Consider the following 15,665-nt stretch of genomic DNA (forward strand, 5'->3'; position numbering starts at 1 on the left):
TCACAAGCGGTGTGCATAATGGCCTCATGCCGTTGACGCCCGCGACCGCATCCCCCGCAAAAAGCCGCCCTGGTCTTCAGGCGGCTTTTTTGCTTTCTGGCTCTGCCATTTCCTCACTTCCTGCGAGCGAACTCCCACATGCCCCTGCCCCCCGCACCCACGAAACGCGCAGCATTGCTTTCGCCGGACGCGCTCGACGCGCCGGCGCGATCCGCGCACAAGAGCCCCCGGCGATCGGCTGACCGCCGGTCTGACGATCAGGCTTCGAGTGGCCCCAAAGCACTGGAGTTGTTTGATCGGCACACGACGGATGCCGGTGGCGCGGCGGAAATCGCGGATTCGACCCTGAAAGCGCTGGCACCGGCGCCGGCGCCCAAATCGACGCGCACCCAGGCTGACGCGCGCCCGGCAGCGCCCTTGGCACTCGCGCCGCAGCCGGCGCCACGCACCAAACGCAGCAAAACCAACGGCCCGGCCAAGCTTTTCGTGCTGGACACCAACGTGCTGCTGCACGACCCGATGTGCCTTTTCCGCTTCGAAGAGCACGACATCTTCCTGCCGATGATCGTGCTGGAAGAACTCGACGGTCACAAGAAGGGCACGACCGAAGTCGCTCGCAACGGCCGCCAGACCAGCCGCACGCTGGACGCGCTGGCCGCGCACCACGGCGCCGACATCGCCAAGGGCCTCAAGCTGGACACCACGGGGCACCGTGCCGCCGGCGGAAAGCTGTTCTTCCAGACCGCGCCGCTGGACTACACGCTGCCGACCAGCCTGCCGCAAGGCAAGGCCGACAACCAGATCCTGGGCGTCGTCCAGGCCCTGCGCGATCTCTATGCGACCGAAGCGCCCGACCGCCCCAAGCGCGAAGTCGTGCTGGTGTCCAAGGACATCAACATGCGCGTCAAGGCCCGCGCACTGGGGCTGGATGCCGACGACTACCAGAACGACAAGACGCTGGAAGACGGCGACCTGCTCTACGCCGGCTCGCTCGCCCTGCCCGCCGATTTCTGGACACGCCAGAGCAAGACGGTCGAAAGCTGGCAAAGCGGCAGCAGCACCTTCTACCGCATCAGCGGGCCGATCGTGCCGAACCTCTACATCAACCAGTTCGTGTACTTCGAGGCACCGGGCGAGCCGAGCATGTACGCCCGCGTGACCGAGATTCGCGAAAACACCGCCGTCCTGAAGACGCTGAAAGACTACGCATCGGCCAAGAATGCGGTGTGGGGCGTGTCCACGCGCAACCGCGAGCAGAACTTCGCAATGAACCTGCTGATGGACCCGGAAATCGACTTCGTGACGCTGACCGGCACGGCAGGCACCGGCAAGACGCTGATGGCGCTGGCTTCCGGCTTGACGCAGGTGCTCGATGACCGCCGCTACACGGAGATCATCATGACGCGCGCCACGGTGAGCGTCGGCGAAGACATCGGCTTCCTGCCCGGCACGGAAGAAGAAAAAATGGGCCCGTGGATGGGTGCACTCGACGACAACCTCGAGTTTCTTGCCAAGGGCGACGGCGGCGGCGCCGGCGAATGGGGGCGCGCGGCGACCAACGAGTTGATCCGCAGCCGCATCAAGATCAAGAGCATGAACTTCATGCGCGGCCGCACCTTCATGAACAAGTACGTGATCATCGACGAAGCGCAAAACCTGACGCCCAAGCAGATGAAGACGCTGATCACCCGTGCCGGCCCCGGCACCAAGATCATCTGCATGGGCAACATCGCGCAGATCGACACGCCTTACCTCACGGAAGGTTCGTCCGGCCTGACCTACGCGGTGGACCGCTTCAAGGGCTGGCCGCACGGCGGGCACATCACGCTGGCGCGCGGCGAGCGCTCGAGGTTGGCGGATTTCGCGAGCGACGTGCTGTAGGGCAGTACTGCGTTGATTCACGGAACGGGCGCCACACGGCGCCCGTTTTGCTTTCGCCGTTCGCTTCCTGGAAGGCTACTGACATCACGTTGTCAGGAGCCCCCGCGCAGCATGGAGGCTTCTTACTGACATGAAAGCGAGTTCCACATGCAAGCCGTCAACTGGTTCGAAATTCCCGTCAAAGACCTGGATCGCGCACAGCGCTTTTACGAGTCCGTGCTGTCTCGTTCCCTGCGGCGCGAGGTCATGGACGGCCAGCCGCTGGCCGTCTTCCCGTACGACGAGCCGCACGCGGGCGGATGCCTGCAAGCCGATGCCAACGCGCCCGCCATGAACGGCCAGGGCGTGCTGATCTACCTGGACTGCTCGCCCAGCATCGACGCCACGCTCGGCCGCATCGAAAAGGCTGGCGGTGAAGTGGTGGAAGCCAAGACTGCGCTGCCGGGCGACATGGGCTTCTACGCCCGCGTTCGCGACACCGAAGGCAACGTCGTCGGCCTGCACGCGCTGGCGTGAATTCCATGACCGCCCGACGCAACTGGATCGCCATTGCCAGCGCGGAGCATGCCCGGCTCGGGCGCGACCACGCCGGCATGGGCTTCATGCAGGTGGGCCATGGCAAGCACGCACCGCTCAAGCGCGTGTCGCCCGGCGATCGCGTCGCGTACTACTCGCCGGCCACGGTGTTCGGCGGCAGCGACAAGCTTCAAAGCTTTGTCTCCATCGGCGTCGTGCAGGACGGCGAGCCTTACGAGTTCGACATGGGCAACGGTTTCGTGCCATGGCGGCGCGACGTTCGGTATGCGTCGTCGCACGAGGCCTCCATTCTTCCGCTCGTCGATCAATTCGACTTTGTCGAAGACCCGAAGCGCTGGGGCTACAAGTTTCGCTTCGGACTCTTCGACATCAGCGACCACGACATGCGCCTGATCGCAAACGCCATGAAGGCCAGCGAAAAGGCCCTCGACTTCTGACTCTTTCTGGAGAACAGCCATGCAACCACAACGCCAACGCCATGACGCCCTCGGCATCGCCGGGCTGACTGCGCGCACCACCAATCGCGACGAACGCGATCCGCAGTCGGCACGCATCGGCAAGCTGTGGAACCGATTCTTCGACGAGTGCGTCTACGAAGCGCCGCACCGCACGGGCGACATGCACCTGTACGGCGTGTATTCGGAGTACGAATCCGGCGCGCACGGCGCATTCGACGTCACGACCGGCGTGGCCGTGATGGACGAGGCAGCCACGGTTCGCATCGAAGCGGGTGAATATCTCGTCTTCAGTGGCCACGGCGAAATGCCGCAGATGGTGCTCGCGCTCTGGCAATCGATCTGGCAGTATTTCGACGAGCACCCGGAGGTCCGGCGGACCTTCCGCAGCGACTTCGAGGCGTACAGCGGCCCGGACGAGGTCGCCATTCATATCGGCATCGAGGATCCCCTGACATGACGGGCACCGGCAGCGCGCGGAGCAAGACCTGGCGAGAAAGGCTCGCCGGCTATTCGAGGCTGCCCGACATCAAGCCCATCCCGGAGGCGATGCAGCGGCGCCACGGCCAGGGAACGATCTTGACGCCCTCCGTCTTCGAAGTGGAAGAAGCGATGAAGCGCGTACCCGAAGGACGCCTCGTCACGGTGCTCGGCATCAGCGAAGATCTTGCCCGCGCGCACAAGACCACCATCGGTTGCAACGTCACGACCGCCATCTTCGCAAGCATGACGGCGCAGGCCGCGGCGGAAGACCTGCAATCGGGAAAAAAGGACATCACGCCCTATTGGCGCACGCTCAAGGCCAACGGCGAACTGAACCTCAAGTATCCGGGCGGGCTGGATGAACTCATGCGGCGCCTGGAGTCCGAAGGCCACACGGTGGTGCAGCGCGGCAAGCGATACTTTGTCGAAGACTACGAGCGCAAGCTCATCTGAAATCACCGCCAACCCGCATGCGCCGTGCTGATCGCTTGTTCCAGATCGTCCAGCTGATTCGCGGGCGTCGGCTCACGACGGCTGCGTTCCTGGCGCAGCGGCTGGAGGTGTCGGAGCGCACGGTGTATCGCGACGTGGCCGATCTTCAGCACCAGGGCGTGCCCATCGAGGGCGAGGCCGGCGTGGGCTATCGGCTCGGAACAGGCTTCGACCTGCCGCCGCTGATGTTCACGCAGGATGAAGCAGCGGCGCTTGTGGCTGCGGCGCGGCTTGCGCAGAGCTGGGTCGATCCGGCGATGGCGCGCGACATTCAGACTGCGATCGGCAAGATTCTTTCGGTGCTGCCGCCGGCGGCGCGCGTGTCCGCAGAAAGCCTGGCACTCTTTGCACCCGCGCTCGCACTCGATGACGGCACGCGCATGCGCCTTCAAGTGCTGCGCGAAGCAGTTCAGGCGCGCCGCAAGGTGCGCATGGACTATCACGATGTGGGCGGCGCGCCAAGCCAGCGCATCGTGCGTCCGCTGGGCTGCTTCTATTGGGGAAAGGTGTGGACCTTCTCGGCCTGGTGCGAGTTGCGCGAGGACTTCCGCGGCTTTCGCATCGACCGCATCGACGAGATCGAAGTGCTGCCCGATCGCTTCAGCGACGAGCCGGGCAAGACACTGGCCGAGATGCTGCGGCGCCTGCAGGCCGACCCGTCTTCGACCTCGTCACCGCGCCCTGCCCCCTGCGACGAAACCGGAACAGCTCAGTAATCGCCCCCGCCAAAGCCGGCGAGGTTTTCGAACTTGGTCAGCGGCTTCAGGAAGCCCAGCTTCACCGTGCCGGTGGGACCGTTCCGGTGCTTGCTGATGATGACTTCCGCCACCCCAGGCTCCTTCGACTCCTTGTTGTAGTAGTCGTCGCGGTAAATGAACATGATCAGGTCCGCATCCTGCTCGATGGCGCCGGATTCGCGCAAGTCGCTCATCATCGGGCGCTTGTCGGTACGGCTTTCCACGCCACGGCTGAGCTGCGAGAGCGCAATCACCGGGCACTTGAGTTCCTTGGCGAGCATCTTCAGGCCACGCGAGATTTCACCCACGGCCGTCGCACGGTTCTCGTCGTTCATTGCCGTCGACACGCTCATGAGCTGCAGGTAGTCGACCACGATCAGGCCGAGCTTGCCGTACTGTCGCGCAAGGCGGCGTGAGTTGGCGCGCAACTCGCTCGTCGTGAGGCCAGGCGTCTCATCGATGTGCAGGGAGATCGTGCGCAGCTTCTCGATGGCCTCGGTCAGGCGCGGCCATTCCTCATCGGTGAGCTTGCCGGTGCGCAGGTGGCCCTGGTCGATGCGGCCGATGGAGCCGACGATACGAACCGCCAACTGCGCGGCGCCCATTTCCATCGAGAACACGGCCACGGGCAGGCCTTCGTTGAGTGCCACGTGCTCGGCGATGTTGATCGCGAGCGAGGTCTTGCCCATCGACGGACGCGCGGCCAGCACGATCATGTCGCCCGGCTGCAGGCCCGAGGTCATCTTGTCGAACTCATCGAAGCCGGTGCGGATGCCGGTGATGTCGTTCGGGTTGTCGGCCATCTCGGTCACGCGGTCGAGCAGGTCGACCACCAGCGCGTCCATGCTCTGAAAGCCCTGCTTGCCGCGCGTTCCTTCTTCGCCGATGTGGAAGATCTTCTGCTCGGCATCGTCGAGGATCTTGTCGACGGGCTTGCCTTGCGGGTTGAATGCGGCGGTTGCGATTTCATCGGCCGCGCTCACCAGCTTGCGCAGGATCGAACGCTCGCGGACAATCTCCGCGTAGCGGCGGATGTTGCTCGCGCTCGGCACGTATTGCGCCAGCGAATTGAGGTACGCCAGCCCGCCCATCTCGTCGGACTTGCCGAGGTTCTGCAGGTGCTCGTACACCGTGATCACGTCCGCCGGCTTGCTGCCGTTGATGAGAACGCTCACCGCCGAGAAGATCAGCTTGTGCTCGTAGCGGTAGAAGTTGTCTTCTTCCAGCAGATCGGCCACACGGTCCCACGCGCCGTTATCAAGCAACAGCCCGCCAAGCACGCTGGACTCGGCTTCGATGGAGTGTGGAGGGATGCGCAGCTTCGCGACTTCGCGGTCGGCCGAGTCGTTATCTGCGTACGAAAAAACTGCTGACATAGGTTCCTTGCAACCCTTGATGCTAAGCCGCGCGACGTCGCGCGTCACTGGATAACGCTGTGCATAAGTGGTGAACTTTGTGTGCAGCGAGCGGGACAACTCCGGTGTCCCAAAAAACAAAAGCCGCCCGAAGGCGGCTTTTGCGAATGCGCGCCGAAGCGCGTCCCGATTTATGCGCTTTCGCCGTACACGGTGACGGTGATGTCGACCACCACGTCCGTGTGCAGGGCCACGCTCACCGTGCTGTCGCCAACGACCTTGATCGGGCCATTGGGCATGCGCACTTGCGACTTCACGACCTTGTAGCCTTGCTTGTTCAGCTCTTCGGCGATGTCGTGGTTGGTGACGGAGCCGAACAGGCGGCCGTCGACGCCAGCCTTTTGCGTCAGCTTGATCGCGGTGCCGTTGAGCTTTTCGCCCTGGGCTTGCGATTCGGCCAGCTTGGCGGCTGCAGCCTTTTCGAGTTCGGCGCGCTTGGCGGCGAATTCAGCCTTGTTGGCTTCCGTGGCGCGGCGGGCGCGGCCCGACGGGATCAGGAAGTTGCGTGCGTAGCCGTCCTTGACCTTGACGATTTCGCCCAGGGTACCGAGGTTGACGACCTTGTCCAGAAGAATGACTTGCATGTTCCGGTTCTCCTTAGACGCGATGTTGGTCGCTGTACGGCACCAGCGCGAGGAAGCGTGCACGCTTGATCGCGGTGTTGAGCTGGCGCTGATAGATGGCGCGCGTGCCGGTCAGGCGCGCGGGGATGATCTTGCCGTTTTCGCTGATGAAATCGCGCAGGGTGTCGACGTCCTTGTAGTCGATTTCTTCGACGCCGGCGACGGTGAAGCGGCAGAAGCGCTTGCGCTTGAACAGCAGCGACTGGGTGTTGCGCTTCGGGCGCTTGTCTTTGTTGAATTTCTTGAACGTGGCCATTTCGGGACCTCTCTTCGAAAATTAATCTTGCTGAAAATCCTGGATATGCAGTACCGGATGCTTGGCCGTACCCGGTGTCGCGAGGAACCCCTGGAATCGCCAGAGACTTCCCAACGCCAGTCCTGCGAGCCGTTCGGCATTGGCGCCGAAGGCCACGGCCTTCAGGGCCGCCTTGACCTGCCTCTTCTGTCCGGCTTCTTCGACGGTGGACTCGTGTTCGAGCTTGAGGTCGAGAGCCGGAAGTCCGGCAGGCGTGTATCGCAGGGATCCGAGTTCGGCGACGCAGGCAGTCAGCACGAGCTGATTGGCTGCAGCGGCACTCACATCAATCAGTTGTTGTTGGCGGCGTACTCTGCCTGTTGAGCCTTGCGGGCTTCTTCGCGCTCGACGGTCTTCATCATCGACGACGGGCCGGTGTCAGCCTTCTTCTTGACGACGGTCAGGTGGCGCAGCACGGCGTCGTTGAACTTGAACGCGTGTTCGAGTTCGGCCATCACAGCCTGGTCGGCTTCGATGTTGACGCACAGGTAGTGAGCCTTGTTCAGCTTGTTGATCTGGTAAGCCAGTTGACGGCGGCCCCAGTCTTCGACGCGGTGGATCTTGCCACCACCGGTGGTGATCAGACCCTTGTAGCGCTCCAGCATGGCCGGAACTTGCTCGCTCTGATCCGGATGGATCAGCAAAATGATTTCGTAGTGACGCATGGCACTCCTTTTGGGTTTCCTCGGGAACCGAGGTGGTTAGAGCCACCCGCAGCGTCAAGCGCGGTGTGGCAAGGCGGAACCCAGAATTATAGCTAGATTCGGAGCGTCCCGGGATCCGGGCGGACTCAGGCCGCCAGCGAGCGGTCGAGTTCCGCAGCCTTGGCCTCGCCCACGGCCGCGCGAATCTTTGGCGCCAGAGCCATCAGTTCGTCGTAGTTGGACGTGCCTTCGACTTGAAGATTGAGCCTGAATCCGCGAAGTCCCAAGCCTGCGGTGAGCTTGGTCGCAATGGGATAAGCCTCCTGGTAGCGCTGCTGCGGCGTTCGCGCGCTTGCGGGCGCGGCTGCTGCAACTTCCACGGCAGGCGCGGTCTGGGCAGGCTGGACCGGTACGTTTGCGACTGGCGTCGCTGCCGTCGTGACGTTGGCGGAATTGGCGGCAACGCCGTCGCCTCCCACGTGTCCCAACAAGCCGAGCTCGATCATTTGCTCGACGTCATCCATCGCGATGCCCATGCCTGCGCCCAGAACGTCGTTCACGGAACGCTTGCCATCAAACAGGATGAACGCGGAACGCTGGCGCGGCGTCAGCCGGACCGTCCGATCTTTCAGGGCCAGATGCCCTGCTTCTGTCTTTATCAAAATCATGTTTGTTTTCCCGACGCGTAGCGCTGGCCTGGGCGTGGGTCTTGACGACCTCTTCGTGAAAACGCAGCGAAATAGCCTCTTCCGTGTCGCAAAGTGTGACAGTTATTCGCATTTAGAAACAATAACACCAGCCTGACGCAGGGATTACGTCGGCTGGTGTGCGGAATTTTGTCGTACGGCAGCAACAGCCGCCGTACGAGCCCGGAGGGACGCTCAGCGCGCCGCGAGGCGTTGCCAGGTTTCGATGACGCTGTCGGGGTTCAGCGAGATCGACTCGATCCCCTCTTCGGCCAGCCAGAGCGCGAAGTCAGGATGGTCGCTGGGGCCTTGTCCGCAGATGCCGACGTAGGCTCCCTTCGCCTTGCACGCCTTGATGGCGCGCGACAGCATGGCCTTCACGGCAGGATCGCGCTCGTCGAAATCGGCAGCCAGCAACTCGAGTCCGGAATCGCGATCCAGACCGAGCGTGAGCTGGGTCAGGTCGTTCGAGCCGATCGAGAAGCCGTCGAAGAACTCGAGGAATTCCTCCGCCAAGATGGCGTTGCTCGGCACTTCGCACATCATGATGACCTTGAGCTCGTTCTCGCCACGCTTGAGGCCATGCTCGCCCAACAGGTTGATGACACGCTCAGCCTGGCCGAGCGTGCGAACGAAGGGCACCATGATCTGCACGTTGGTCAGGCCCATGTCGTTGCGCACGCGCTTGAGCGCCTCGCACTCCATCGCGAAGGCTTCGCCAAAGTCCTTGCTCAGGTAGCGCGCCGCGCCGCGGAAGCCCAGCATCGGGTTTTCTTCTTCCGGCTCGTAGCGCGATCCGCCGATGAGCTTGCGGTATTCGTTGGACTTGAAGTCCGACATTCGCACGATCACCTTCTTGGGCCAGAAAGCCGCGGCGATGGTCGCCACACCTTCAGCGACCTTGTCGACGTAGAAAGCACGGGGCGACGCGTGGCCGCGTGCCACCGACTCGACGGCTTTCTTCAGGTCGTTGTCAACATTCGGGTAGTCGAGGATTGCCTTGGGATGCACCCCGATGTTGTTGTTGATGATGAACTCCAGGCGCGCCAATCCCACGCCGTGGTTGGGCAACTGCGCGAAGTCGAAGGCCAGTTGCGGGTTGCCGATGTTCATCATGATCTGAAGGTCGATCGGCGGCATTTCGCCGCGCTGGACTTCGGTGATCTCGGTTTCGAGCAAGCCGTCGTAGATGAAGCCGGTATCGCCTTCGGAACAGCTCACCGTCACCAGTGTGCCGTCCTTGAGCAGCTCGGTGGCGTCGCCGCAGCCGACCACCGCCGGAATCCCCAGTTCACGGGCGATGATGGCCGCGTGACAGGTACGTCCGCCGCGATTGGTCACGATGGCGGCCGCGCGCTTCATCACCGGTTCCCAATTGGGGTCGGTCATGTCGGTGACCAGCACGTCGCCGGCCTGCACCTTGTCCATGTCGCTGATGTGATGCACCAGGCGCACAGGGCCGGTCCCGATCTTCTGGCCAATGGCGCGACCTTCCGCCAGCACGCTGCTGCGACCCTTGAGCTTGTAGCGCTGCTCGGACTTGCCTTGCTGCTGGCTCTTCACCGTCTCGGGGCGCGCTTGCAGGATGTAAAGGTGGCCGTCGGTGCCGTCCTTGCCCCACTCGATGTCCATCGGGCGGCCATAGTGCTCCTCGATGACGAGCGCGTACTTGGCGAGCTGCTCGACGTCGGCGTCGCTCAACGAATAGCGGTTGCGCTGCTCGGCCGGCACGTCGGTGGTCTTCACCAGCTTGCCGGTTGCGGCCTTTTCCTCGGGCGTGGCGAATTCCATCTGGATCAACTTGGAGCCGAGGTTGCGGCGGATCACGGCGCGCTTGCCGGCCCGCAGCGTCGGCTTGTGGACGTAGAACTCGTCCGGGTTCACCGCGCCCTGCACCACCGTTTCGCCCAGGCCGAAGCTCGAGGTGATGAACACGACGTCTTCAAAACCCGATTCGGTGTCGATGGTGAACATCACGCCGGCGGCGCCGAGGTCGGAGCGCACCATGCGCTGCACGCCGGCGGACAGCGCCACGTCGGCATGGGCGAAGCCCTTGTGCACGCGGTAGCTGATCGCGCGGTCGTTATAGAGCGACGCGAACACTTCCTTCATCTTGTGCAGGATGTCTTCGATGCCGACCACGTTCAGGAAAGTCTCCTGCTGACCGGCAAAGGAGGCGTCGGGCAAGTCTTCGGCCGTTGCGGACGAACGTACCGCGAAGCTCGCCTTCGAGTTGCCTGCGCTGAGCGTGGCAAAGGCTTCGCGAATCGCCTTCTCGAGGTCGGCCGGGAAGGGTTGCGCCTCGACCATCGTGCGGATTTCAGCGCCGGCCGTGGCCAGTGCGCGCACGTCGTCGGTGTTGAGGTCCGACAGTCGGGCATTGATGCGGTCCGCCAGCCCATCGTGCGCCAGGAACTGGCGGAAGGCATGCGCCGTGGTCGCGAAACCGGTCGGAACGCGAACGCCTTCCGGCAACTGCGAGATCATCTCGCCGAGGCTGGCGTTCTTGCCGCCGACCGACTCGACGTCGGAATTTCTCAGGTTTTCAAACGGTACGACCAGGGCGGTCGCGTCGAAAAGTGCAGACATGGGAAAGCTCCAGAAGTTAAAACCGGTGTCGCATGCGAACGGCGGCGCACGATCGTTCTCGTTGCTTTGGGTAGCGTCGCTGTGGGCATGGAATGTGTGTGGGACGGGACGGCCGGGGCGCGAAGCCATGCGGGAAATCCCGATAATGGGCACGATTGTAGGCGCCAACCCCGGTCCGGCGCACCGCTTGACGAGGTTGCTGACACATGTATACACGTACCGTTTTCTTCGTTTCCGATGGCACTGGCATCACCGCCGAGACCTTCGGCAATGCCGTTCTCGCCCAGTTCGAAATCACGCCGCGCCACGTGCGCCTGCCCTTCACCGACACGGCGGACAAGGCGCATCAGGCGGTTCGGCAGATCAATCACACCGCCGAAATCGAAGGCGTTCGACCCATCGTGTTCACGACCCTGGCCAACATGGAAGTGCTGGAGGTCATCGAAACGGGCTGCAAGGGCATGCTGCTGGACATGTTCGGCACCTTCGTGCGGCCGCTGGAAATCGAGCTGGCGATGAAGTCGAACCATCGCATCGGCCGCTTCAGCGATGCCAGCAAGAGCAAGGAATACAACGCGCGCATTGCCGCCATCGATTTCAGCCTTGCGCATGACGACGGACAGAGCAATCGCGACCTCGAAGGTGCCGACGTGATCCTCGTGGGCGTCAGCCGCAGCGGCAAGACGCCCACGTCGCTCTACCTGGCCATGCAGCACGGCCTGAAAGCGGCCAACTACCCGTTGATTCCGGAAGACTTCGACCGCAAGCAGCTGCCGCCCGCGCTCCTGCCGCATCGCAAGAAGATCTTCGGTCTCACCATCCAGCCCGAACGGCTGTCGGAGATCCGCAACGAGCGACGCCCCGACTCGCGCTATGCGAGTCTGGCGAACTGTCGTCACGAAATCTCCGAAGCCGAGGCCATGATGCGTCGCTCCGGCATCCGCTGGCTCTCGACCACAACCAAGTCGATCGAGGAGATCGCCACCACGATCCTGCAGGAGCTTCGGCCTGAGCGCCTGATCTATTAGGGCTCACCTCCGGCGACGCGGACTGCGCGTCGCCGAGTCCCGTCAGGCGGTCACGGCTTCCGCGGCAGGGGCAGACGTACGGATCAGGTGATCAAACGCGCCAAGCGCGGCCTTCGCACCGTCGCCCGCAGCAATGATGATCTGCTTGAAAGGCACCGTCGTCGCATCACCTGCCGCGAACACGCCAGGCACCGAAGTCTGGCCCCGTGCGTCGACGATGATTTCGCCGTGCTTGGACAACTCGATCGTGCCCTTGAGCCAATCGGTGTTGGGCACCAGGCCGATCTGGATGAACACGCCTTCGAGCGGTACCGTCTTCAATTCGCCCGTCGCGCGGTCCTTGTAGACCAGGCCGTTGACCTTCTGGTCGCCGGTGATTTCAGTGGTCTGCGCGTTGGTGAACACATCGACGTTCTTCAGGCTCCTGAGCTTGCGCTGCAGCACCGCATCCGCGCGCAGTTGCGTGTCGAACTCGATGAGCGTGACGTGGCCGACGATGCCAGCGAGGTCGATCGCCGCCTCCACGCCGGAATTGCCGCCGCCGATCACGGCGACACGCTTGCCCTTGAAGAGTGGGCCGTCGCAATGTGGACAGTAGGCCACGCCCTTGTTCTTGAACTCCTGCTCGCCGGGCACGTTGATGTTGCGCCAGCGCGCGCCCGTCGAAATGATGATCGACTTGCTCTTGAGCGAAGCGCCGCTTTCCAGTTGCACCTCGATCAGGTCGTCGCCCGGAATCAGCGCCTTGGCGCGCTGCAGATTCATGATGTCGACGTCGTAGTCGCGCACATGCTCTTCCAGTGCGTGGGCAAACTTGGGTCCTTCGGTCTCCTTGACCGAGATGAAGTTTTCGATGCCCATGGTGTCCAGCACCTGGCCGCCGAAACGCTCCGACGCGACGCCCGTGCGGATGCCCTTGCGCGCAGCGTAAACAGCCGCTGCCGCACCGGCCGGGCCGCCGCCGACGATGAGCACGTCGAACGGATCCTTGGCGGCAATCTTCTTCGCCTCGCGTTCGACGCCGCTGGTGTCGATCTTCGCGAGGATTTCTTCGAGGCTCATGCGGCCCTGTCCGAACTCCGTGCCGTTGAGGAACACGGTTGGCACGGCCATGACCTGACGTTCCTTCACTTCCTGCTGGAAGGTGCCGCCCTCGATCATCGTGGCGCGAATGCGCGGGTTCTGCACCGCCATCAGATTCAATGCCTGCACCACGTCGGGGCAGTTGTGGCAGCTGAGCGAAACATAGACCTCGAATTCGAAGTCGCCGTCGAGCGCACGGATCTGGTCGAGCACAGCCTGCTCGACCTTCGGGGGATAGCCGCCGACCTGCAGCAAGGCAAGGATCAGCGACGTGAATTCATGGCCCATCGGCAGGCCGGCAAAGCGCGGGCCGTGGTTTTCGCTCGGTCGGTTGACCGAGAACGAGGGCTTGCGCTGGTTGTCGTCGCGGCTCTCTGTCAGCTTGACCAGCGGCGAGACTTCCTGGACGTCCTTCAGCAGCGACAGCACGTCCGCCGAGGCCTTGCTGTCGTCGAGCGAGGCGACGATTTCAATCGGCTGCGTGGCGCGTTCGAGATAGCTTTTCAGCTGGGCTTTGGTGGCTGCGTCGAGCATGGGGAAGGACTCACTTTCAAACGTCAATTGGGAACAAAAAAGCCCGGGGCCAGACCAGCGCCCGGGCTTTGGCGCAAGCGCGCTTAGATCTTGCCGACGAGGTCGAGCGACGGCTTCAGCGTTTCAGCGCCTTCCGTCCACTTGGCCGGGCAGACTTCACCGGGGTGGGCCGCCACGTATTGGGCAGCCTTCACGCGGCGCAGCAGTTCGGCAGCGTCGCGGCCGATGCCGTTGTCGTGCACTTCGATGGTCTTGATCTTGCCTGCGGGGTCGATCACGAAGGTGCCGCGGTACGCGAGACCGGCGTCTTCGCCTTCTTCGATCAGCACCTGGAAGGCGCGCGACAGCTGCTGGCTCGGGTCGCCGATCAGCGGGTACTGGACCTTGCCGATGGTTTCCGACGTGTCGTGCCAAGCCTTGTGCGTGAAGTGCGTGTCGGTCGACACGCCATAGATTTCAACGCCCAGCTTCTTGAATTCGGCGTAATGGTCTGCCAGGTCGCCCAGCTCGGTCGGGCAAACGAAGGTGAAGTCAGCGGGATAGAAGACGACAACCGACCACTGGCCCTTGAAGTTCTCATTGCTCACCGGCACGAACTTGCCGTTGTGGTAAGCGGTGGCCTTGAAGGGAATGATTTCGGTGTTGATCAGGGACATGGAGTCTTTTTCCTCTGGGTGGTTATGGAATTTGCGAATCGATAGTGTAACTGCTATCGGAAGCCATCTTTCATAGAGTTGCACTATGCAACCCATTGCGCGCCTCAATGCGCCCGATGAGTGCGTTCCATGAGTGCGTCCTGAATGCAAACGCCTATCAGCCTCACACGCATGCAGACCGGACCAGCATGGGATTCCCTTGCGCGAGCACGCTGCGCCCCCGGACAATCCCTGATTAACTAAACCAATAAAAGGAAATAAGCCATGAAGGGCGACGCAAAAGTCATCGAACACCTGCAGGCGCAACTCAAGAACGAGTTGACCGCCATCAACCAGTACTTCCTGCACTACCGCATGCTCAAGCACTGGGGCTTCGACAAGCTGGCCAAGAAAGAATACGAAGAATCGATCGGCGAAATGAAGCACGCCGACCAGTTGATGGATCGCATCTTCACGCTGGACGGCCTGCCCAACCTGCAAGACCTCGGCAAGTTGCGCGTGGGTGAAGACGTGCCCGAGATCCTGTCGTGCGACCTGCAAAGCGAACAAGGCGCGCAAGCCACCATCAAGGACGGCATTGCGCATTGCGAGTCGGTTCGCGACTACGTGTCGCGCGACCTGTTGCAAGGCATCCTGGACGACACGGAAGAGCACATCGACTTCCTGGAAACCCAGATCGACCTGGTCGACAAGGTCGGCGTGCAGAACTACCTGCAGTCGCAAATGGGCGAGATAGAGTAAGCAAGCGCGCTTCCAACGCGCATGAAGGCGGGACCCAACGGTCCCGCTTTTTTTTGGCCTCTCGCAGCTTTACATGCAAATAACATTCATTCTCATTGGTGACGATAGAATTCCCGCCATCGATGAATGCCTCCTCCACCGATCCCCGCCGCCGCGCCTATTGGCTCAAGACCCTGCATGAATGGCATTGGGTCAGCTCTGCAATCTGCCTGATTGGCATGGTGCTCTTCAGTGTGACCGGCTTCACGCTCAACCATGCGTCGCAGATCGAGGCCAAGGCGCGGGTGGTGAGCCATACGGACACCATCGACCGCGACATGCTGGACCGACTGGAGCAACTATTGCCCGCTGCGAAGGCGCGCAAAGGCAGGGCCGAATTGCCGCCTGAGCTGCAGTCATGGGTCGACAAGAAATGGGACATCGCCACCACGGGTCGCGAGGCGGAGTGGTCGGACGACGAGGTTTATCTCTCCCTGCCCCGCCCCGGCGGCGACGCCTGGCTGCGCGTGAATCTCGCCACGGGTGAGATCGAATACGAGCGCACTGACCGCGGCTGGATTTCCTACCTCAACGATCTTCACAAGGGCCGCAACGCGGGTGCCGCGTGGAGCTGGTTCATCGACATCTTTGCGGCCGCGACGCTGGTCTTTGCCGTCACGGGCCTCTTCATCCTGAAGATGCACGCGGGCAACCGTCCCTTCACGTGGCCGATGGTGGGCATGGGCTTCGTTGTTCCCGTGCTGCTTGCGCTCCTGTTCATTCATTGATTCCCAAGAAAAACGAGGT

General features: G+C 62.6%; 18 protein-coding genes. 9 read left to right on the plus strand and 9 right to left on the minus strand.

All coding sequences use genetic code 11. From position 1 onward, the window contains the following. The first annotated feature begins 138 nt into the window (after positions 1–138). From QTI66_RS13455 to QTI66_RS13480, 6 genes are all read left to right on the plus strand, one after another. Complete coding sequence (locus QTI66_RS13455; protein WP_286560191.1) at positions 139–1,881, plus strand: PhoH family protein; 1,743 nt, start codon at positions 139–141, stop codon at positions 1,879–1,881. A gap of 147 nt (positions 1,882–2,028) precedes the next feature. Continuing rightward, entirely contained in the window at positions 2,029–2,397 is a 369-nt protein-coding gene (locus tag QTI66_RS13460) for a VOC family protein (RefSeq protein ID WP_286560192.1), read from the plus strand. A 5-nt stretch (positions 2,398–2,402) separates the two neighbouring features. Further along, positions 2,403–2,855: an EVE domain-containing protein gene (locus tag QTI66_RS13465; RefSeq protein WP_286560193.1), complete on the plus strand. Its 453-nt coding sequence runs from the start codon at positions 2,403–2,405 to the stop codon at positions 2,853–2,855. A gap of 19 nt (positions 2,856–2,874) precedes the next feature. After that, on the plus strand, positions 2,875–3,333 hold the full coding sequence (locus QTI66_RS13470) for a GyrI-like domain-containing protein (RefSeq protein WP_286560195.1): 459 nt from the start codon (positions 2,875–2,877) through the stop codon (positions 3,331–3,333). Continuing rightward, on the plus strand, positions 3,330–3,809 hold the full coding sequence (locus QTI66_RS13475) for an MGMT family protein (protein ID WP_286560197.1): 480 nt from the start codon (positions 3,330–3,332) through the stop codon (positions 3,807–3,809). The genes QTI66_RS13470 and QTI66_RS13475 overlap by 4 nt, the downstream gene beginning before the upstream one ends. A 17-nt stretch (positions 3,810–3,826) precedes the next feature. Continuing rightward, complete coding sequence (locus tag QTI66_RS13480) at positions 3,827–4,564, plus strand: helix-turn-helix transcriptional regulator (RefSeq protein WP_286560199.1); 738 nt, start codon at positions 3,827–3,829, stop codon at positions 4,562–4,564. On the opposite strand, the gene dnaB is transcribed toward QTI66_RS13480, so the two are convergent. From dnaB to ppsA, 7 genes are all read right to left on the minus strand, one after another. Further along, positions 4,558–5,961 (minus strand): replicative DNA helicase, encoded by a 1,404-nt coding sequence (gene dnaB / locus QTI66_RS13485; protein ID WP_286560201.1) that lies wholly within the window; start codon positions 5,959–5,961, stop codon positions 4,558–4,560. The two genes, QTI66_RS13480 and dnaB, sit on opposite strands and share 7 nt — an antisense overlap. A gap of 170 nt (positions 5,962–6,131) precedes the next feature. Continuing rightward, positions 6,132–6,584 carry a 50S ribosomal protein L9 gene (gene rplI / locus QTI66_RS13490; RefSeq protein WP_286560203.1) on the minus strand — a complete coding sequence of 151 codons (453 nt, stop codon included), beginning with the start codon at positions 6,582–6,584 and terminating at the stop codon, positions 6,132–6,134. A 13-nt stretch (positions 6,585–6,597) separates the two neighbouring features. Then, the gene (rpsR, locus tag QTI66_RS13495; protein WP_019655919.1) at positions 6,598–6,879 is read right to left on the minus strand and encodes a 30S ribosomal protein S18; all 282 of its coding nucleotides are present in this window, start codon (positions 6,877–6,879) and stop codon (positions 6,598–6,600) included. A gap of 21 nt (positions 6,880–6,900) precedes the next feature. Beyond that, a complete protein-coding gene (gene priB, locus QTI66_RS13500) occupies positions 6,901–7,203 on the minus strand; it encodes a primosomal replication protein N (protein WP_286560208.1) in 303 nt (100 codons plus the stop codon). Between the two features lie 5 nt (positions 7,204–7,208). Further along, positions 7,209–7,583 carry a 30S ribosomal protein S6 gene (rpsF, locus tag QTI66_RS13505; protein ID WP_286560211.1) on the minus strand — a complete coding sequence of 125 codons (375 nt, stop codon included), beginning with the start codon at positions 7,581–7,583 and terminating at the stop codon, positions 7,209–7,211. A gap of 125 nt (positions 7,584–7,708) precedes the next feature. After that, on the minus strand, positions 7,709–8,230 hold the full coding sequence (locus QTI66_RS13510; RefSeq protein WP_286560212.1) for a hypothetical protein: 522 nt from the start codon (positions 8,228–8,230) through the stop codon (positions 7,709–7,711). Positions 8,231–8,443: 213 nt separating this feature from the next. Further along, positions 8,444–10,837 (minus strand): phosphoenolpyruvate synthase, encoded by a 2,394-nt coding sequence (ppsA, locus tag QTI66_RS13515; protein WP_286560214.1) that lies wholly within the window; start codon positions 10,835–10,837, stop codon positions 8,444–8,446. A 206-nt stretch (positions 10,838–11,043) separates the two neighbouring features. Between ppsA and ppsR the strand changes: the two genes are divergently transcribed. Then, positions 11,044–11,865, plus strand: a complete 822-nt coding sequence (gene ppsR / locus QTI66_RS13520) for a posphoenolpyruvate synthetase regulatory kinase/phosphorylase PpsR (protein WP_286560215.1) — start codon at positions 11,044–11,046, stop codon at positions 11,863–11,865. A 42-nt stretch (positions 11,866–11,907) separates the two neighbouring features. Here ppsR and ahpF read toward each other — a convergent pair whose 3' ends face one another. Both ahpF and ahpC read right to left on the minus strand, forming a co-directional pair. After that, positions 11,908–13,482: an alkyl hydroperoxide reductase subunit F gene (gene ahpF / locus QTI66_RS13525; RefSeq protein WP_286560216.1), complete on the minus strand. Its 1,575-nt coding sequence runs from the start codon at positions 13,480–13,482 to the stop codon at positions 11,908–11,910. Between the two features lie 83 nt (positions 13,483–13,565). Next, entirely contained in the window at positions 13,566–14,138 is a 573-nt protein-coding gene (gene ahpC, locus QTI66_RS13530; RefSeq protein WP_286560217.1) for an alkyl hydroperoxide reductase subunit C, read from the minus strand. A 264-nt stretch (positions 14,139–14,402) separates the two neighbouring features. Here ahpC and bfr point away from each other — a divergent pair, with 264 nt between their 5' ends. Then, complete coding sequence (bfr, locus tag QTI66_RS13535; protein ID WP_286560218.1) at positions 14,403–14,879, plus strand: bacterioferritin; 477 nt, start codon at positions 14,403–14,405, stop codon at positions 14,877–14,879. A gap of 122 nt (positions 14,880–15,001) precedes the next feature. Continuing rightward, on the plus strand, positions 15,002–15,646 hold the full coding sequence (locus tag QTI66_RS13540) for a PepSY-associated TM helix domain-containing protein (protein WP_286560220.1): 645 nt from the start codon (positions 15,002–15,004) through the stop codon (positions 15,644–15,646). Positions 15,647–15,665 lie beyond the last annotated feature (19 nt).

It is taken from the genome of Variovorax brevis, assembly GCF_030317105.1.
Classification (GTDB): domain Bacteria; phylum Pseudomonadota; class Gammaproteobacteria; order Burkholderiales; family Burkholderiaceae_C; genus Variovorax; species Variovorax brevis.